Origin of the sequence: Faecalibacillus intestinalis, assembly GCF_015097455.1 — a bacterium.
Lineage (GTDB): Bacteria > Bacillota_I > Bacilli_A > Erysipelotrichales > Coprobacillaceae > Faecalibacillus > Faecalibacillus intestinalis.
The window spans coordinates 1,950,634-1,971,045 of record NZ_AP024085.1 but is presented as its reverse complement, the minus strand read 5'-3'; the positions used below and the strand labels follow the sequence as shown (position 1 = coordinate 1,971,045).

Annotated in this window: 19 protein-coding genes and 1 other RNA gene; 16 read left to right on the top strand and 4 right to left on the bottom strand. The window is 29.2% G+C overall.

Features of this window, described 5'->3' with window-relative positions:
- Positions 1-20 precede the first annotated feature (20 nt).
- Positions 21-2,288, bottom strand: coding sequence for a transglycosylase domain-containing protein (locus tag Fi14EGH31_RS10630; protein WP_022001823.1), 2,268 nt, complete (start codon positions 2,286-2,288; stop codon positions 21-23).
- Positions 2,285-2,872: a Holliday junction resolvase RecU gene (gene recU / locus Fi14EGH31_RS10625; RefSeq protein ID WP_022001822.1), complete on the bottom strand. Its 588-nt coding sequence runs from the start codon at positions 2,870-2,872 to the stop codon at positions 2,285-2,287. Before recU ends, Fi14EGH31_RS10630 begins: the two co-directional genes overlap by 4 nt.
- A gap of 139 nt (positions 2,873-3,011) precedes the next feature.
- Here recU and Fi14EGH31_RS10620 point away from each other — a divergent pair, with 139 nt between their 5' ends.
- From Fi14EGH31_RS10620 to Fi14EGH31_RS10570, 11 genes are all read left to right on the top strand, one after another.
- Positions 3,012-3,344 (top strand): DivIVA domain-containing protein, encoded by a 333-nt coding sequence (locus tag Fi14EGH31_RS10620; RefSeq protein ID WP_022001821.1) that lies wholly within the window; start codon positions 3,012-3,014, stop codon positions 3,342-3,344.
- A gap of 2 nt (positions 3,345-3,346) precedes the next feature.
- An RNA gene (gene rnpB / locus Fi14EGH31_RS10615) (RNase P RNA component class B) lies at positions 3,347-3,671 on the top strand.
- 57 nt (positions 3,672-3,728) lie between these two features.
- The gene (locus Fi14EGH31_RS10610; protein WP_022001820.1) at positions 3,729-5,132 is read left to right on the top strand and encodes a TrkH family potassium uptake protein; all 1,404 of its coding nucleotides are present in this window, start codon (positions 3,729-3,731) and stop codon (positions 5,130-5,132) included.
- Positions 5,133-5,136: 4 nt separating this feature from the next.
- Entirely contained in the window at positions 5,137-5,796 is a 660-nt protein-coding gene (locus Fi14EGH31_RS10605) for a potassium channel family protein (protein WP_022001819.1), read from the top strand.
- A 9-nt stretch (positions 5,797-5,805) separates the two neighbouring features.
- Positions 5,806-6,345 (top strand): TetR/AcrR family transcriptional regulator C-terminal domain-containing protein, encoded by a 540-nt coding sequence (locus Fi14EGH31_RS10600; protein ID WP_022001818.1) that lies wholly within the window; start codon positions 5,806-5,808, stop codon positions 6,343-6,345.
- Positions 6,346-6,385: 40 nt separating this feature from the next.
- Positions 6,386-7,453 (top strand): GGDEF domain-containing protein, encoded by a 1,068-nt coding sequence (locus tag Fi14EGH31_RS10595; RefSeq protein WP_022001817.1) that lies wholly within the window; start codon positions 6,386-6,388, stop codon positions 7,451-7,453.
- Positions 7,454-7,578: 125 nt separating this feature from the next.
- Complete coding sequence (locus tag Fi14EGH31_RS10590; RefSeq protein WP_200764795.1) at positions 7,579-8,025, top strand: hypothetical protein; 447 nt, start codon at positions 7,579-7,581, stop codon at positions 8,023-8,025.
- 104 nt (positions 8,026-8,129) lie between these two features.
- Positions 8,130-9,470, top strand: coding sequence for a dicarboxylate/amino acid:cation symporter (locus Fi14EGH31_RS10585; protein WP_022001815.1), 1,341 nt, complete (start codon positions 8,130-8,132; stop codon positions 9,468-9,470).
- Positions 9,471-9,565: 95 nt separating this feature from the next.
- Positions 9,566-9,859, top strand: a complete 294-nt coding sequence (locus Fi14EGH31_RS10580) for a hypothetical protein (RefSeq protein ID WP_117787508.1) — start codon at positions 9,566-9,568, stop codon at positions 9,857-9,859.
- A 497-nt stretch (positions 9,860-10,356) separates the two neighbouring features.
- A complete protein-coding gene (locus tag Fi14EGH31_RS10575; RefSeq protein WP_200764794.1) occupies positions 10,357-11,994 on the top strand; it encodes a SulP family inorganic anion transporter in 1,638 nt (545 codons plus the stop codon).
- 132 nt (positions 11,995-12,126) lie between these two features.
- Positions 12,127-13,461, top strand: a complete 1,335-nt coding sequence (locus Fi14EGH31_RS10570) for an MATE family efflux transporter (RefSeq protein ID WP_117787512.1) — start codon at positions 12,127-12,129, stop codon at positions 13,459-13,461.
- A gap of 225 nt (positions 13,462-13,686) precedes the next feature.
- On the opposite strand, the gene Fi14EGH31_RS10565 is transcribed toward Fi14EGH31_RS10570, so the two are convergent.
- Positions 13,687-14,358, bottom strand: a complete 672-nt coding sequence (locus Fi14EGH31_RS10565) for a type II secretion system protein (protein WP_200764793.1) — start codon at positions 14,356-14,358, stop codon at positions 13,687-13,689.
- Positions 14,359-14,583: 225 nt separating this feature from the next.
- Between Fi14EGH31_RS10565 and Fi14EGH31_RS10560 the strand changes: the two genes are divergently transcribed.
- The gene (locus Fi14EGH31_RS10560; protein ID WP_200764792.1) at positions 14,584-15,768 is read left to right on the top strand and encodes a DNA/RNA non-specific endonuclease; all 1,185 of its coding nucleotides are present in this window, start codon (positions 14,584-14,586) and stop codon (positions 15,766-15,768) included.
- A 27-nt stretch (positions 15,769-15,795) separates the two neighbouring features.
- Here Fi14EGH31_RS10560 and Fi14EGH31_RS10555 read toward each other — a convergent pair whose 3' ends face one another.
- Entirely contained in the window at positions 15,796-16,239 is a 444-nt protein-coding gene (locus Fi14EGH31_RS10555; RefSeq protein ID WP_022002981.1) for a dUTP diphosphatase, read from the bottom strand.
- Positions 16,240-16,345: 106 nt separating this feature from the next.
- On the opposite strand from Fi14EGH31_RS10555, the gene rfbD reads away from it, so the two are divergent.
- The 4 genes from rfbD (at position 16,346) to Fi14EGH31_RS10535 (ending at position 20,412) form a co-directional block, all read left to right on the top strand.
- A complete protein-coding gene (gene rfbD / locus Fi14EGH31_RS10550) occupies positions 16,346-17,203 on the top strand; it encodes a dTDP-4-dehydrorhamnose reductase (protein WP_117346610.1) in 858 nt (285 codons plus the stop codon).
- Positions 17,193-18,464 carry a dicarboxylate/amino acid:cation symporter gene (locus Fi14EGH31_RS10545; RefSeq protein WP_022002979.1) on the top strand — a complete coding sequence of 424 codons (1,272 nt, stop codon included), beginning with the start codon at positions 17,193-17,195 and terminating at the stop codon, positions 18,462-18,464. Before rfbD ends, Fi14EGH31_RS10545 begins: the two co-directional genes overlap by 11 nt.
- 84 nt (positions 18,465-18,548) lie before the next feature.
- The gene (locus Fi14EGH31_RS10540; RefSeq protein WP_117346611.1) at positions 18,549-19,523 is read left to right on the top strand and encodes an ROK family protein; all 975 of its coding nucleotides are present in this window, start codon (positions 18,549-18,551) and stop codon (positions 19,521-19,523) included.
- Entirely contained in the window at positions 19,516-20,412 is an 897-nt protein-coding gene (locus Fi14EGH31_RS10535) for a PHP domain-containing protein (protein WP_117828449.1), read from the top strand. The genes Fi14EGH31_RS10540 and Fi14EGH31_RS10535 overlap by 8 nt, the downstream gene beginning before the upstream one ends.

Genomic DNA, 20,412 nt, shown 5'->3' with positions numbered 1-20,412 from the left:
AAAGCCAACATTGTTGACTTTTATTGATTCGTATTTGGATTTGGTTGACTACTTTCACCACTTGAGCTACTACTATTACCACCAGAAGAACCACCGCTTGTATTACCTCCAGTAGTACCACTAGAAGTACCACTATTATCTGTTGAGGTTCCATTATTAGAAGAACCATTATTTTCAGTATTTGTATTTGAATTGTTGTTTTGATTATTTGAATTGTTATTAGTTTCAGAAGATTGATTTTCATTTGTATTGGTTTGATTTTCTTCTGTTTGTGTTTCTTCAGTTGTTTCTTCGCTTATTGCAGCATGTCCTTCATGCTTAGTTCCTTTTTTATAATAATCATCTCCATCTTTTACAACAGTAGAAGGTTGTGAAGGATATGATTTATCTCCTTTTTTACTTTGTAGATGCTTTAATAAAGTTTGTACTACTTTACCAGGATAAGCTTTATAACGACTGGTTGTTTTTCCTTTTTCAATACCTTCTTGACCAAATCCCATCCATACAGAACAAATATAATTAGAATTATAAGCAGTCATCCATAAATCACGACTCTTACCAGCCATGCCTTTTTTAGCACTGCTGCCCCAGTTAGAAGTACCTGTTTTAGCACCGACATTAGAAAGACCAGATAAGTATGCATAGTTACCACTACCATTTTTAGTATAATCTAACATCACTTGTCTTACCATATAAGCACTAGCTTTGGAATAGTCACTTTGTTTAGCATTGTTTTGAATTTCTTTATCAATCTCATATCTTTCACCAGTTTGAACAACTTCAATATAATTGATTGTATGACTTTCAGTATATAAGCCATTATTAGAAATCGTTGCATAGGCACTTGCCATTTCAACTGGAGAAATTCCTTTATTCCATCCACCAATAGCATAAGATAAATTGGTTACATTACTTTCACTGGACATATCAATACCAATTGATTCCATTGCGGAAGTAACGCCTGATTTACCGATTTCTTTAGTCACTTCTTCATAAGTTTTAATGGCTGGGATATTCCAAGAATTTTCTAGAGCACTTGTAAGTGTAACAGTTCCATGGAATTTTCTATCCCAGTTTTTAGGAGTAAATTTACCTTTAGAATAAGGTGTATCCTCTAATGTTTTACCAGTACACCAATCTAAGTTTTCAAAAGCTAAACCATAATCTAAAAACGGTTTTACAGAAGAACCGGGTTGTTGCTTACTTGTTGCATAGCTGTAATTTCCAAAGTTATAATTACGACCACCAATAACAGCGACGATACGACCATCTTGACTTGATTGAACAGATCCACCCATACGCATATCTTCATCACTATAACTATATTTTTCACCATTACCTAAAGCACTCGCAAGTGTTTGAGTATCAACATCACAATAAGTATAGATATTCATTTGGGTTTTTAAAGGATCAAGTTTTGTTCTTTTTTTAACTTCAGCTGTTACCATATCAACATAAGCAGCAAGTGTGTTATTATTGGTTGTAGGTGAAGCACAAAGTGTATTTTCAATCTTTGTATTAACTGCTTCGTCATATTCACTTTGAGTAATATAACCATGTTTAACCATGAGTTTTAAAATAGTATTACGTCTTTTTGTAGCGTTATTTAAACAATAATAAGGATCATAGTTATAAGGTGAATTTAAGCTACCTGCAAGCATGGCTGCTTCTGGAAGTGTTAATTCACTTACATCCTTATTAAAATAATATTTTGTAGCAGCAGCAATCCCAATTGAGCTTGTACTTCTACCAAAATAAATCTTATTTAAATAAAGAGTTAAGATTTCTTCTTTACTTAAAGCTTTATCTGCTTGAATAGCAAGAATAATTTCACTAAATTTACGTGAGTAAGTTCTTTGAGCATCAGGGAAATATGTTTTCTTGATTAACTGTTGAGTAATGGTAGAACCACCACCTGTAATATCTCCCGCTTTTAAGTTAGATAATGCCGCTTTAACAATACGTGGTAAATCAAAACCATTATGTTCAAAGAAACGAGAATCTTCAGCAGCTACAATGGCATCTACTAAAACTTGTGGTAAGTCATCATAGGTCACATTTTTTCGTGTACCGTTTTCTTGACTACCATAAGTGTACATAATATCACCATTACTGTCATACATGACACTTGCTCCAGAGGATAACAGTTTTTTAGAATCAAAAGTAGCTGTATCCTTATATACACTATAACCAAATATACATGCAAAAACTAAGATTAAACAAAGAATAAGCATTGTTACTACTTGAATGATTTTTTTTGAATTTAATTTTTTTGTTTGTCTTTTCATTTAAATACCTCACAATAATATTGATCAATAATTTCTAAATAATGAAGACGAGGAAGAAATCCTTGCCTTATCAAATGACCTTTTTCTTTTATTGTTTCATAACGAAGGGATTTACGATCGTTTTTTCTATATGCTTCTACCATAAAAGAAGCATCTAAGAGATAAACTTCATTCACTTTTGTAAAGGCGATAATTAAAAAAGCAATTCCTCCATGATGAATGACTTTATCGAGATGATTAATTTGATGTAAAGAAATGTTCGTAAAGGGAAAAGATAATGTTTTTGTTTCTTTTGCTTCAAAATCAATATATTTTCCTTTATAAATACCATTATAATCTGTTGTTGAAGGGGTTCTAAAATAAGCTTCTACTATTTTTGCTGAACTTCTTTCTGGATAAGAAACCTTGACAATTTGAATAGGGGTAGGTTTTTTATGAATAACTGCAATATCATGTGATAAATAATATTCATTTGTTAAGTTAATATCTTCTTCTAAGTTCATTCCACGGTGAGCAGTATTATGTTTACCTTCAATCATAGATGTATAATGATTATTTTTTTTCTTATTTGGATAATTAACCATAGAAACTCCTTTTTATTTGCATATATATGGGTATTATAACACATATTTTTTTTGTGATAACAACTCTTTGATAAGAAATCATATTTTATCTTGAAAAAAGGAAATAAATTGGTACAATGAGGTAAAGGAGTTGAAAAGCATGGAATATAAAGTCGTATTAAGTCCAAAAAAAATTGTCAGTAAAGAATTTAAAGTTGATTTTAAAGGGTACAATGCGGATGAGGTTGATCACTTCTTGGATCAAGTTGTAAAAGATTATGAAGCTTTTGCTGGACTATTGAATAATTCTTATGATAGAATAGAACAGCTTGAAAGACGTCTTGCTGATCAAAAAGCTATGATAGCTCGATTAGAAAGAGAAAAAGCTTTACAAGATGATAACTTAAGAGCATTAGAAGATAATGTTTCTTCCAATGTAGATATCTTAAAAAGATTATCATTATTAGAAAAAGCAGTATTTCAAAATAAATAACAAATGACAGATAATCGCTGCTTCATTGAAGTAGAGGAAAGTCCAGGCTGCCACAATCTGCGATGATTGTAGTGTTTGTGCCTCACGAATCAATAAGTGAGGGTAGTGTAAACTAACGACAGAAGGAAAACCTAAGGGCAACTATGGTAGAACTTCATAAATGGCTCCACAGAGACAATTCCATAGGAAACTATGGCTGAAAAGAGGAAAGCTCCGCAAGGCAGAAACCCAAATTTGGTAGGGGAACCTTTAAAACGGAATTGAACGGGATAGAGGACGTGTAAACGTAGATAAATGATTATCTAATACAGAACTTGGCTTATTATCATTTGTTTTAAATTGGCATGGAAACATGTCTTTTTTTAATAGAACTGAGGGGAAAATATGCAAAGAAAAACACTTCATAAACAATATAAAAAACTAGGTATATCAGCAGTTAGAAGAATTGGCTTTAGCTTTTTTGCGGTTATTTTAATAGGATCGATTTTATTAAGTTTACCAATGAGTCATACCATTCATTCAACAAGTAGTTATTTAGATCATCTATTTGTTGCAACTTCAGCAACCTGTGTAACAGGCTTAGTGACTCATGTAACAGCTAGTGAATATACGCTTTTTGGACAAATAGTCATTATTTTATTGATTCAAATAGGTGGGTTAGGATTTTTAACACTGATGTCGATGTTCTTTGTTCTTTTAAAAAGAAAACTAACCTACGCTAATAAGATTGTCATGCAGGAAGCTTTAAATAGAAATTCATTAAATGAAACAGGTATTTATATTAAAAGAGTTATTAAATATACAGTTTGTTTTGAACTTATTGGAGCAATTTGTCTTGCTTTTGTTTTTATTCCACAATTTGGAATCCTTAAAGGAATTTATTATAGTTTATTTCATGCAATTTCAGCATTTTGTAATGCTGGATTTGATATTTTAGGAAATAATTCAATGGTTCCTTATGTAGGCAATGTTTGGATCAATTTAGTTATTTGTGGTTTGATTATTGCTGGTGGTTTAGGTTTTGTTGTGTGGATCGATTTACGTTTATCTTTGATTCATTATAGAGAACATTTTAAGTATTTTAAAATGAAAAGGTATTTAGAATCTTTATCTTTACATACAAAGATTGCATTGATTTCTACATTTGTTTTAATTTTTGGAGGAATGACCGTTATTTTCATATTAGAATTTCAAAATCCGCTAACATTAAAATCTTTACCATTTTCACAAAAGATACTCGCAAGTTTTTTTCAATCAGTAACACTTAGAACAGCTGGATTTGCGACAGTAGATATGGCTTCTTTACATCAAGCAACGAAGTTTTTTATGTCTATTATTATGTTTATCGGTGGTTCTCCTGCAGGAACTGCTGGTGGTGTTAAAACGGTAACTTTTGTTATTGGATTGTTATACGTCCGTGCATTAATGCGTGGTGATGAAAATATTCATGTTTTTAAAAGAACAATTGATGATCAAATTGTTAAAAGAGCATTAACAATTATGTTGATTAGTTTTGCGATTGCTTTAACAGGTTTATTTATTTTATCAATAAGTGAGCAGGCAGATTTTATTGATCTACTTTTTGAAGTTTTTTCTGCTTTTGCGACAGTAGGATTAACAGCGGGTCTTACACCAACACTGACATTTGTTGGAAAAATTGTTATAATTATTTTGATGTATATAGGACGTATTGGTCCTATTACGATGGTTTTGATTTTTGTAAGAAAATATAACGCTAAGAAAGGAAAAGATGTGAACTATATAAAAGAACATATCTTAATAGGATAATGAGATGGAAAAACAATTTGTTGTATTAGGGCTTGGAATTTTTGGCTCTACACTTGTAAAGACACTTTCTCAATATGGTAGAGAAGTCATTGCAATTGATAAAAATCCTGAAAATGTACAAAGAGTGGCTGATTTTGCGACAAAAGCAGTTATTGGTGATGTCACAGATTTTCAATTTTTATCAGATTTAGGATTAGATGATATGGATGTAGGAATTGTTGCTATTGGAGATCGATTAGAAGATAGTATTTTAGCTACAATGAATCTAAAAGAACTGGGAGTACCTTATGTTATTGTTAAAGCTAAAAACAAACGTTTTAAAGTTGTTTTAGAAAAAATAGGTGCTGATTATGTTGTCCGTCCTGAAAAAGAAATGGGAGAAAAAGTAGCAAGAACATTACTTCGAAAAAATATTAAAGATTTAATTGAATTAGATGAAGAAAATTGTATTGTTGAAATGAAAGTACCTCAAGCATGGGTAGGAAAAACATTATCACAACTAGATTTAAGAAAACTTTATAGTATCAATGTTTTAGGTAAACGAAATCCTCATACACATAAGTTAGAAGTTCCTGTAGATCCTAATTTAGAAATAGAATTAAATGATACTTTCCTTGTTTTAGCACAAACTGATGAAATAGAAAAATATGATTATTTATTATAGAGGTCTATTATGAAAAACGAAGAAACTTTATTTTTGTTTGCTAAAGCAATCAAAAGCTTAATAAAAAAACAGCCTTTAGATAAAATTACTGTAACAGATATTGTTTCAACAGCAGGAAAAACCAGACAAACATTTTATCGACATTTTCAAGATAAATATGATTTAGTTAATTGGTATTTTGAAAAATTAGTTTTAAAATCATTTGAAGAAATGAATCAAGGTGGTACTTTACAAGAAGCCTTAAATTTAAAGTTTGCTTTTATTGAACAAGAACATGCCTTCTTTAAAGAAGCTTTTAAATCTAATGATTATAATAATCTTATTCATTATGATTTTTGTTGTATTTATGATTTTTATAAAGAATATATACATAAAAATACAGGAAAAACATTATCTTCTGATATAGATTTTTTACTTAAAATGTATTGTAGAGGTTCTGTAGATATGACTGTAGAATGGGTTTTAAATGATATGCCTATTTCTAAAGAAGATATTGTTACTTATCTAATAGAAGCTATACCTGATAAACTAAAAGAATGTATGATGTAAATAGATAAGATAAAATTGTTTAAGAGAAGAGATAAACCGGATGAAGTTAAAACGAAGTAAAAATAAAATGATTGAAAGATTTTTACAAGGTTTTTTAATTATAATTTTAGTAATTTTGACTATTTTTATGATGAATGATGTTAATAAGATACAAGGAAATGCAAGAGTTATTAACTATGCAGGCATTATTCGAGGAGCGACACAAAGAGAAATTAAGTTAGAAATATCAGGTAATAAGAATAATAGTTTAATAAGGTATTTAGATAATATTTTTGATGGTTTGATGGATGGCGGAGGAAAATATCAACTCACAAAGTTAAATGATCAAAAATATCAAAAGAAATTAGTTGAATTGAATAAATCATGGATTTCTTTAAAAGAAGAAATTCAAAAAGTAAGAGAAGACGGTTATGAAAATACAAATATTATTGAAATGAGTGAGAATTATTTTTATCTTGCTGATGAAACAGTAAGTGCTGCTGAAGAGTATTCTCAATATTGTGCTTCTCAACTTGATATGATTGAAAAAGGACTTATTGTTACTTGTACATTAATAATTTGTATCATTATCAGAGAGTCTATTTCTGCGGTTGTTCTCATGAAAAAGAATAAAGAACTTAATAAGTTAGCTTATATTGATTTACATACAGGACTTCCAAATAGAAGTCGTGTGGAAGAACTTTTAATAGAATATCATCAATTTGAAAAGCCAACAGCAATGATTATTTTTGATTTAAATGATTTAAAAGAAGTAAATGATACATTAGGTCATATTGCTGGAGATACACTTATTATGAATTTTGCTCATATTATAAGAACATCTATTCCAGAAAAGTATTTTGTAGGAAGATATGGTGGAGATGAGTTTATTGCTTTATTAAATGATGTAAGTGAAGATGAAGTGAAATCTATTATTAAAAAGGTTCAAGATGAAGCAAATCGTTATAATGAATTAAGTAAACAAATATATATTGAATTTGCTTATGGATATGCACTTTCTATTAATTATCAAGAAGCTAATTTAAAAGTATTATTGAATCAAGCAGATAAAAATATGTATGAATGTAAAACACGTATGAAACAAGCTAAACAAAACTTGAAAAAGTAGGTTCAAAATGAACCTATTTTTTTGTAAATAACTTTTGAAACAAAAAGATAGGTGAAGTATGTTATAAATCAAGTGTAGTAAAAATAAATAAAAAAAGAAAGAGGAATAGTATTATTCATAGTGGAATGACAAGTGATACAGCAGCTAGAACACTGCTTAGAGATAATGAAGTATTTGCTTCTTTATTCAATACAGTGTTCTTTGATGGAGAAGAAGTCATAGATTATAAAACGTTAGTCTCTTATGAAAATGATCAATTGGTATTAATAGATCATCAAGATATTAAAAGAAGAAGAGATATTGTAAAAAAAGCAAGATGGGATGAGTTAGCTCGCTATGATGATATGAAAAAAGAGTTAGATGCTCAACTTGCTGAAGCAAAGATGAAAGCAGCAGTAGAAGCTGAAATAAAAGCTAAAGCTGAATTTGTATTAAAGCTTTTCAAAAGCAAATATTTAAATGAAGAAACAAAATGGCTTGAAGATCTTACCGAATATCAATATGCTCAAATATTTAAGAAGTTAATAGAAGATGCTAGTCTAGAAGAAATAAAGAAAATAATAGGTGATTAAAGTACGAGAAATCGTATTTTTTTTATATATTTAATAAAAGGGATTGTTTTTTATGAAAAATCATGTATAATATTGGCAATTTGGGGATTTTTAGGAGGATAATTATGAAACAAAGTAATGGAAAGCAATTAGCAAAAAAAATGCTGATTGCATTAGTGTGTGGTTTAATTGCTGGATTTGGATGCATTATATTTAGAGAGCATTTAAATTCAAGTGGTCAAGGAGAATTATGGAAAACAATTAATAATATCTTATTTCAAGATATTACAGCAGAAGGTGCAACAAGTGCGATTGGTATTTTCTATATAATCGGTCAGTTATTTGTAAATGCATTACAATTAATTATTGTACCAATGGTATTTGTTTCTATTACACTTGCGATTTGTACAATTACCGATACAAAGAAATTAGGAAGAATATCTTCTAAGACAATTTTAACTTTCTTTACAACAACAGTTTGCGCTTTAATTTTTGCAGGGGTTGTAAGTACTGTTGTTTATCATTTAGGTTTATTTAATGCTGTTGATGCAGGAAAGATTACTGTTCAACAAGGAACAGCAGGTTCTAATCCATTAAATATTATTGTATCAATTATACCTAATAATTTTATTAGTGCTTTTACAACAAATGGTAATGTACTTGCTATTGTCTTTTTAGCAGTTGTAACAGGTTTATCAATGAATGCTTTAGAAGAACAAACTAAAACATTGAAAAAAGTATTTGAAGAAGTATCTAAAATTATTAGTTTATTTTTAACATTTGTTATTAATAAGTTTGCTCCATTTGCAATCTTTTGTTTACTAACAAGAACTTTTGCTATTTATGGAATTGATTCATTAAAACCAGCATTAGCTTATGTTGTTACCGTTATTATTGCTTTATTTGTTTATTTATTTGTTGCTTATCCAATTTATTTAATGACAATGGCTAGAGTAAATCCTAAACCATTTATGAAAAAAGCTGCAAAAGTTGCCTTATTTGGATTTTCAACATCATCATCTGCAGCTTCACTTCCATTAAATAGAAAAACAACAGTAGAAGAATTAGGAGTTCATGATCAAATAGCATCCTTTGTTTTACCATTAGGTATGACAGTAAATATGGATGGTACAGCCATTATGCAAGTTATTGCTGCAATGTTTGTAGCAGTAAGTTCAGGATATAAAGTAACATTTATGTCTATGGCGATTATCGCTATTTTAGCTTTAATTGCTTCTATTGGAACACCAGCTGCACCAGGAGCAGGTGCTATTATTCTCTTTACAATTCTAACAGGAATGGGTTATACAAATGATGCAGCATTACTTGCTTATTCATTAATTCTAGCAATCAATAGACCAATTGAAATGTTAGTCACTTCACTCAATGTTACAGGAGATGCCGCTACTTCAGTGATTGTTGCTAAAAAAGAAAATATGTTAGATGAAGAAATTTATCATAGCTAATAAAGAATGATTACGAAACACTGTTTCGTAATTTTTTTTTACTTTTTTAAAGAAAAAAGGTAAAAAAATAACGATATATAATAGGAGACAAAATCATGGATGCTCTAATAAAAGATACACTTAGTCAGCATAAAATTATGTTGGATCAAAATTGTAAATTGATGATCAGTCATGAAGAAATGTTATCAAAAATCATCAAAGAGTTTGTTGAAGAAACAAAACATTTAAGTATTGAAGAGATTATCGAAATTGTACAAGATGAGCATCGTTTTCAAAGATTAAATAATGAAAATACGATACCAGGATATGGAACAGGCAGGTTTGATTTCTTTGGATGTATTGATTTACCACAATTAGATCATACTATCAAAAGAATTTATTTAAAGTAGAAATACAAAATGATGCCTATCCAAAATATTCTCTCATAACAAGAGGAGATGCATATTTATCAAGAATACAGACAACACATTGGGGAAAGGAACATGATGATCAAAACTATGATGGAATGGAAAAGGTCTATTTAATATGGATACTACCATAAGCAGCAAAAAAAAGAGATGGATAAGTGAGTATTTGTAAAATAGATGAAAAAAAGCATCTAGAAAAAGAATATTTAAATAAAGGAATTTGAATTGGCGTTGAAAAAGGAACACAAAATGAAAGAATTAAAAATATAAGAAAACTAATGATAAAGCTAAAAATGACATTTAAAGAAGCAATTCAGTTTTTAGATATACTTAAAGATGAAGTAAAAGAGATAGAAAAATATTTTAAATCATAATGTTTATAAGGATAATGGTTCAACATCGTCCTTTTTATATCGATAAATTCTTAACAAATGTTCTTTAAATGTGTATAATGACACGGGGTAAAAAAGGGGGATTTTATGTTTAAAGATTATATAAGAGACTTGAAAAATGAGTTTAAAAGTTATAACATGCAAACTCTTTTACAAGATATCTTAGCAGGTTTAACAGTAGCTGCTGTTGCTTTACCACTTGCCTTAGCGTTTGGTGTAAGTAGTGGTGCTGATGCAGGTGCTGGGTTAATTACAGCAATTATTGCTGGTCTAGTGATTGGTGTTTTATCGGGGGCAAGTTACCAAATCTCTGGACCAACAGGTGCAATGTCAGCTATTTTAATTGGGCTTTCAACAACATATGGTTTACAAGGTGTCTTCATCGCAAGCTTTTTATCTGGATGTATGTTGATTATTGCTTCATTATTTAAATTTGGAAAAATTGTTTCTTTTATTCCAACAAGTGTTATTACAGGATTTACAAGTGGGATTGCGATTATTATCGCATTAGGACAAATCGATAATTTCTTTGGAACAACTTCTGTTGGTTCAAGTGCTTTAGAAAAACTATTTTCATATTTAAAATTAGGTTTTCCTGTATCACTTCCAACTGTTTTCTTTGGAATTTTAGTGGTTGTGATCATGCTTGTTTGGCCTAAAAAATGGGGAGAATATTGTCCTTCCTCACTAGCTGGAATTATCATTGCTTTAATTTGTCAATTATGTATGAATTTACCAGTTCATGAAGTTGGTACAATTCCAAGTACTTTATTTCCAGAAGCAAGATTATCTTTTTCTTCACTTCAACTTGGAACAATTACACAATTAATGTTACCTGCTTTAAGTATTGCTGCACTTGGAATGATTGAATCACTTTTATGTGGAGCAAGTGCTGGTAAAATGAAAAATGAAAAATTAAATGCTGATCGTGAATTAATGGCACAGGGTATTGGAAATATGTTGATTCCATTATTTGGTGGCGTTCCTGCTACAGCTGCAATTGCTAGAACATCTGTAGCTATTAAAGCAGGTGGAAAAACAAGATTAGTCAGTGTTTTTCATTCAGTTGTTATTTTAATTTCAATGTTTTTACTTGGATCTTTAATGTCGCGTATTCCATTATCTGCACTAGCGGGTGTTTTAATGGTTACTGCTTGGCGTATGAATGATTGGCAAGAAATAAAAACATTATTTCATAATAAAGTTAAAACAAATATTTCACAATATTTAATTACAATGTGTGCGACTGTTGTTTTTGATTTAACTGTTGCGATTGGTATTGGAGTCATGGTTTCAATTATTTTATTTGTTTTAAATAATTCTCATTTACATATAGAAGTACGTGATATTGATAAAGATCGTGTAGGAAAAGATTTAAAACATCATCATCAAAAAACAAGAATTATGTATTTAAGTGGTCCTATTTTCTTTGGAACACAAGAACAAATGATACATGTTTTAGATGAATTAGATGATTCATTAGAAGCTATTGTTTTTTCAATGAGAGGTGTTCCTTCTATTGATGATTCAGGGATTCATGAATTCTTTGATATCGTTGATCGTTTAAAAGTACAAAACTGTATCATTAAATTCAGTGGTGTTCAAGAAGAAGTGATGATTCAATTTAAACGTAATCATTTTGATGAATATGTTGGTAAAGAAAGTTTCTGTTGGGATGCTATTATGGCTTTAGAGGCTTTGGATCAAGAATTAATTTCTGCTTAAAACAATTGACAAAGATAAAGATATTTATTAATATAGACATGCAAATTGAATATTGCTTAGGTAAGCTATAGATTTCTCTATTTCTGATCATAAATAGACATCTATAGCTTTTTTTATGGAAAGGAGACTTATATGGAAAATAGAAACCCAATGGAATACAAGCCTGTATTTCCTTTATTAATGTCAATGGCGATTCCGCCAATGATTTCAATGTTGATTCAATCATTATACAATATTATAGATAGTATCTTTGTTTCTCAACTTGGAGAAGAAGCTTTAACAGCAGTATCATTGATTTTCCCTTTACAAAATTTATCATTAGCTATTTCTTGTGGAATAGGGATTGCGATGAATGCCTTTATTGCAAGACATTTAGGAGCTAAAGATGATAATAAGGCATCTTATTATGCAACTCAAGGAATTGTGATGTCACTTGCACATTCTTTATTATTTTTAATTATTGGTTTATTTTTTATTCGACCATTTTTAAATATGTTTACAACAAATCAAAATGTAATTAACTATGGAATGCAATATGGAATGATTGTTGTCTCATTAGTTATTGGCCAATTTATTCATCTAGCTATTGAAAAGATGTTTCAAGCAACTGGAAACATGATGATGCCCATGATCATGCAAATCTTTGGAGCTGTTATTAATATTATTTTAGATCCAATCTTGATTTTTGGCTATTTTGGATTACCTGCTTTTGGTGTTGCTGGAGCAGCTATTGCGACAGTAATTGGTCAATTTTCAGCAGCTTCTTTAGCATTTGTCTTATTTAAAAAATACAATACACATCTTCATATTTCATTTAAGAAATTCAGAGTAGATTTTCATGTTATTTCTCAACTTTATAGTATAGCTATTCCTTCAAGTGTGATGATGTGCTTACCATCTGTTCTTGTTTCTTTATTAAATGGTATACTTTCATCTATTTCACAAAGTGCAGTTGCTTTCTTCGGGGTTTATTATAAGTTACAAACATTTATTTATATGCCAACATCAGGAATTGTACAAGGAATGAGACCTTTAATGAGTTATAATTATGGAGCTAAGTTAAAAGAAAGAATGCATCAAATTTTAAAAGTATCTGGTTTGGTCATTGCTGCTATTTTAGGAGCAGGAACATTATTATTCTTTATAGTTCCAAATGTTTTACTTTCTTTATTTAATGCAAGTAGTGGCATGTTAGAAATAGGAGAAACAGGGCTTAGAATTTTATCTTTAAGTTTTATTGTTTCATCTTTTGGAGTTTTAATGTCAGGTGTTTTTGAAGCTCTAGGTTTAGGAAAATATTCTTTAATAGTTTCTTTACTTAGACAATTATTGATTACAGTACCATTAGCATACATTTTATTAAATATCATGGGGATTGAAGGTATTTGGTTATCATTTGTTATTGCTGAAGCAATTGCAAGTATTGTAGCTTATATCTTATATCGTAAAAAATTTAAAACCATATAAAAAAGAGGCTGTTACGAAATTAAATAATTAATTTCATACAGCCTTTTCTTTTGTAAAATAAAAATATATTAAAATTATTTTACTATAAGAAGCAATTGTTTCTAATTACAATAATTCCTCAAACGTTATCGTTGAAAAATTAATTAGTAGGAAATAAATATCATTGGTAAGATATCAATATCCTATTTTTAGTTAGAAATTATAACAAAAAAATTATTTTTTATATTATTTCTTTTCTATTGATTTTATTGATTTACCACCTTTAACACAATTTAATTTTCCATTATAAATAGTAACCATATAATTATCTCTCGCAAAATTTATAGCTTCTACCTTACCTTGTTGGTTATAGAATATATTAATAGCAAATCCATTGAATTTACTAGGCTTATAATCGTTAAGGGATTGACCGTTGAGGCAGTCAGTTTGTACTTTGTATTTATAAATAGCTGAATTTTTATTTTCACTTTGTAAAAAATGTAATACATTTTTTACAATTTCTTTATCGATATATGATGCGCCAGAATAGCTATCACTAAGATACTTGTCAGGCTCTTTTTGTCCATAACTCATTAAAGAATCAGACACTCTTCCAACTGGATTTGTTGTTGTTTTTTTATAAGGAAAATCTGCAGGTAATGTGTAGTTATATTTAAAAATTGATTGTTTTTTAAATTCATCTTCATCTGTTGCATAGCATTTTGTAGCAGCAATTTGCGCTGCTTCATAAATACCATGTGCTTCTTGTATAATACCTGCTTTTTTTGCTTCATCTACAACATATCCTAAAACGGATGGAATAGCCACAGCAGCTAAAATTGCAAGAATGACAAGAACAACTATTATTTCAACAAGTGTAAAACCATGTTTGTTTTTAATTTTTTTAGTATCTATCATTTTTTCTCCCAATTTTCTATTTAAATGAGGTAATATCTCTATTAATATTTTAATACGTTAATCCTTATTTAGCAATGATTAAAGTAGATTGCCATAATACTTTTTGTATATGATTCTATTTTTATATTATTATCCTATAAAACCTTGAAATAGGTTTCTATTTAAAAAAATAGAAAAGAAAAAATATAAATTTATGATATACTTGTACTCCAAGGAGGAACTATGATGAAAAAACTCTATTTATTATTACTTTCATTATTGATGACATTTACTTTAACAGGATGTAATCAACAAGTAGAAAAAGCATCTTCTAAGCAAAGTGTAATACTTTCTTTAGAACAAACAAGTAGCCAGGATGTAGATGTTTATGTTGATCAAGATCAAATTGATACTTTAAAAAGTCAAGGTGCAGGAACTTATGAGTTAAAGTTAACTAAAGGAAATCATGAGTTAAAAGTTGTACAAGATGGTGAAGAAACTCAAAAATCGTTTTATGTAGACTCTAAAGAAACCTTACATTATCAAATTACAAATATAGAAAACCAATTACAAATAGAAACAGATCAGGTTTCTTTTGATGAAAATAATGTTCAAGATATTTTAAATCAAATAGAAGAATATAGTGGACAACCATATATTGAAATCAATAACAATACTCCTACTTTTAAAGAAAATGAATATACTACAAAAACATATATTCAATTAAATGATTTAGATGAATATGGACGTACTCAAAAAGATCAAGCTTGTTTAGGTCCCGAAACACTTCCAACAAATAAAAGGGAATCTATTGGAATGGTTAAACCGTCCGGATGGAAAACACAAAGATATGATGATTTGATTTCTACAAAATATTTATATAATCGTTGTCATCAAATTGGTTTTGCTTTAAGTGGTTTAAATGCTGAAGAAAGAAATTTAATGACGGGAACACGTTATTTTAATGTTACAGGTATGTTGCCTTTTGAAGAAGAGGTTAGAGATTATATTAAAAATACGAATCATCATGTTTTATATGAAGCTATTCCTGTATATAAAGAAGATGAATTAGTAGCAAGAGGTTTGATCTTACAAGCAGCTTCTATTGAAGATGAAACGATTCGTTTCTGTGTTTATATTTATAATGTACAACCGGGTGTTACTATTGATTATCAAAATGGAACTTCAAGAAAAGCCAAAGAAGGAGAACCAACTTATGGCATCAAAGAAGCAAAAGATCCATTTGGTTATCATAATAAGTCAAGTAATAAAAGTAAAAAGTATGTTATTAATATAAAAAATAAAAAATATCATGATCCAAATTGTTCAAGTGTTTCAAAAATGAGCGAACAAAATAAAGAAGTAGTTACTTCAACTTCAAAAAAATTACAACAACAAGGATATACTCCTTGTGGTATCTGTCAAAAATAAAAAAGTGAGATGTTTCCATCTCACAAATTAAATATGATCAATAATTTCATCTAAATCAATACCTAATTGAAATCCTAAAGAGAAATAGTCATCAATTGTATTTTGGTAATCTTGACTAGAATAAGTTGATGAAACATTCATCATTGATTGATAAATTTTTAAAAATAAGTCTTCTAAAGATAAACGATTAGGAATTTCAGTATGATTTTTAATAGTATCAATTCTTAATTCATAACCAATAGACATTAACATTTTTAAACCATCTAAATAATGTTCTAATAGTTCATCGTGATGAATAGCTTCTTCTTTTTCCCAAAAGATAAAACATCTTGAATCCTGACAAACTTCTCCTAAATCATGTAAGAAAGATAATGTTTTTTGCTTAAGTCGAGCGACATTTAAAATTTCATTTTTGTTTACTTGTAATTCTTTATTTACGTAAACTTGATACATTTTAGATAAATCATTCATAAAAATCACCTCAATACTATTATATCACGAAATATGAACTAGGTTTGAATTTGACATCAAATAATCCTCTAGATATAATATTCAAGATTTAAAGGAGGATGAAATTATGCGAAAAATTTGGATATGCGGTGCTAAAGGACAAATTGGACAAGCAATCAATGAAATTATTGATAAACTTGAATTCAAAGTTCTTGATACTGACATAGACGATTTGGATATTACAGACACAGATGAGGTCTTACGTTTTGGGGAAATGAATAGACCAGATATTATTATTAACTGTGCAGGACTTACAAATATAGAGGAATGTGAAAATGATATTTCTAAAGCTTATAAAGTTAATGCTTTAGGTGCTAGAAATTTATCTATTATTGCTAGAAAATTAGAAGCTAAATTGGTTCATATTTCTACAGATGATGTTTTTGATGGGAAAAGTGATCAACCTTATAATGAGTTTGATCAAACAAGACCACAAACAGCTTATGGTAAATCTAAATTAGCTGGAGAACAATATGTTAAAGAATTTACTTATAAGCATTTTATTATTAGAAGTACATGGGTCTATGGTTTGGGAAATAATTTTATTAATGATTTATTAGAAAAAGTAAATAAAGGTGAAACTCTAGCAATTGCCTCTGATCAATTTGGATCACCTACAAGTGCTAAAGAACTTGCACGTTTTATTTTACATTTAATTGATACAAATGAATATGGAACATATCATGCGACAAATACAGGGGTATGTAGTCGATATGAATTCGCTCATGAGATTTTAAAACTTACAGGAAAAGAAGCTCAAATGAAGGCAGTACCTACTCATTTATCTGATTTTTCTAAAGTTAGACCAGCTTATTGTGTCTTAGATAATTTTATTATGTCAATGACTCCAGTTTATACTTTTCCTTCATGGAAAGAATCTTTAAAAGAATATTTTAAAGAAAGGGGTTTATATAATGAAAAATAAAAAGAAGTTAGGTTTAACAACTTTGATTTTTATAGCACTTATTGCAGGTGCAATTACCGGAATTATTATTAATTATTGTATTCCTAGTAATAAAATCGTTGATGATTTTATTGTTAGTGGTTTATTTTATGTTGTAGGACAAGGATTTATACGTTTAATGCGTATGTTAGTTGTACCACTTGTCTTTTGTTCAATTGTTTGTGGAAGTATGGCAGTAGGAGATACTAAAAAATTAGGAGCTGTAGGACTTAAAACAATGCTTTTTTATCTATGTACGACAGCACTTGCCGTTGTTGTTGCTTTATGTATCGCTAATGTTATTAATCCAGGTATTGGTTTAGATATGTCAGCAATTAAAATCACCTCAAAAGTAACAGAGTCAACACAAGCAACAAGTGTGACAGAAACATTGTTAAATATTATTCCAACAAATATTTTTGAATCACTTGCAAATGGAACAATGTTACAAATTATCTTGTTTGCGCTTATTTTAGGTGTTATTCTTGCAAATATGTCAGATCGTGTAGATATTGTTAAAAACTTCTTTAGTCAATTTAATGATATTATGATGGAAATGACAATGGTTGTTATGAAGTTAGCACCAATAGGTGTTTTCTGTTTGATTTCTAAAACATTTGCAGAAATAGGCTTTGATGTTTTCATCCCATTATTAAAATATATGTTCTGTGTATTGCTTGCATTAGGAGTTCAATGTTTTGGGGTTTATATGTCAATGTTAAAGATTTTTTCAGGATTAAATCCTATTATCTTTATTAAAAACTTTTTCCCAGTAATGGCTTTTGCTTTTTCAACATCAACATCCAATGCAACAATTCCAATGAATATTGATACTTTAGCTGAAAAAATGGGTGTCTCTAAAAAGATCTCATCCTTTACAATTCCATTAGGAGCAACAATCAATATGGATGGAACATCCATTATGCAAGGTGTTGCGGTTGTCTTTACAGCTCAAGCCTTTGGAATTCATCTATCTATGATGGATTATGCAACAGTTATTGGAACAGCAACGCTTGCTTCAATAGGAACAGCAGGGGTACCAAGTGTTGGATTAATTACACTTACCATGGTCTTTAATTCCGTTGGCTTACCAGTAGAAGGAATTGCTTTAATTATGGGAATTGACCGTATCTTAGATATGACAAGAACAGCTGTTAATATTACTGGAGATGCAGTATGTACAACAGTTGTTGCTTCAATGAATAAAGCAGTTGATCGAGATATTTATTATGGTAGAAAATAAGGAATGATCGAAAGGTCATTCTTTTTTTATACTTTTTGTGCTATAATAACTTTCGACAAAAGTTGATGAAAGTTAGGTGATAGAGTGTCAAAAGTAAATGATTTAAAACAAGAAAACGAAATAAAAATAAGAGAATGCCTTTATGATGGACAAATTTGGACAAAAAATGACTTAGCGTATAAAACAAGTCTTTCATTGGCGACAACTACTAATATTTTACAAGAAATGTTGAAAAATCATGAAATTGAATATGTAAGTGATTCTAAGTCAACGGGTGGTAGAAAGTCTAAAGAATATCAGTTATATAAGGATTATAAGCATCTGTTAAAGATAGTTTTAAAGAAGAATAAGAAGAATTATGAATTTATTTTTGAAATCATAGATTTATATGATCAAATTGTTTATCAAAAAAATTATTCTTCTTTAAAAGGAACAGTTGAAGAGTTTTTAAAGATGTTAAAAGAGGTATTAAAGAAAGATCAAGAAATCGTTGTCATTTGTTTATCACTGCCAGGGGTTTGTGATCAGGGAATGATTGATTTGTGTGATTTTGAAGATTTTCAAAATAAAAATATATTAGAAATTTTAAAAAAAGAAATTAAACAAAGAATAATCATTGAAAATGATGTCAATTGTGCCAGCATTGGTTTTTATCATCAATATCCACACTATCAAAATAGTGCGTTTATTTATCAACCTGCGATTGATTATGTAGGCTGTGGTATGATCATTCAAGGGAAACTCTACAATGGTTTTAGTCATTTTGCGGGAGAACTTCGATGTTTACCTTTTTATGATCATTTACAACAAGAGCGTTTATTAAAAGATGATCCCCAAGAATTATTAGAAAAACAGATTGCTACTTTATGTTGTGTCTTAAATCCAGCAGCTATTGGTATTTGTAGTGATGTTTTAAAAGACATACAAATATCTTTACCAACGATTCCTTTAAAACATCAACCTCAAATAATTAAAATTAATCAACTATATAAATTAATTAAAGAAGGACTTTTTCAAATAGGAAAGAATCAAATGATAGGAGGGATGAATAATGAATAAAAGTTATATTGATTTACATATGCATAGTTTATACAGCGATGATGGAGAATTTACACCTGGTCAACTCGTAGAAATGTGTCATGAAGCAGGGGTGAAAATTATGGCAATTGCTGATCATAATTGGGTCAAAGCCATTGATGAAGCTAAAAAGAAAGCAGAAGAATTAAAGATAAAATATATTCCTGCTATTGAAATTGATTGTACTTATAAAGAAATCAATTTACATGTTTTAGGCTATGGGATCGATTATACAAACCCAGCATTTAATCAATTGGGAGAAGATATTTTAAAACAAGAACTCAACTGTAGTTTAAAAAAATTAGAACTTACCAATCAATTAGGTTTTGATTTAAAAAAAGAACAATTAGATGCCTTAAGTAGTAATGGGGTTTATACTGGAGAAATGTTTGGTGAAGCTTTGTTAAAGGATGAAAGATATGTAGATCATGAACTTTTAAAACCTTATCGAAGTGGCGGAAGTCGTAGTGATAATCCCTATGTTAATTTCTATTGGGATTATTATGTTCAAGGAAAACCTTGTTATACAGAAGTTATTTTTCCTTCATTAGAAAAAATAATTCAATTAATTAATGATCATGGGGGAGTGGCTGTATTAGCACATCCGGGAAATAATTTAAAAGGAAAGTTTGACATTTTCGATGAAATGGTAGAAAAAGGACTTCAAGGAGTTGAATGCTTTTCAAGCTATCATAACCTTGAAACCAATGATTATTTTTATCAAAAAGCTAAAGAGCTAGATTTATTATTTACTTGTGGAAGTGATTTTCATGGTAAAACGAAACCAGCAATTCATCTAGGTGAAAATGGATGTGTTTCACCAGATGAAATTAAAGAACTTTTAATTAAATATCAATTAATAAGAGGCTAA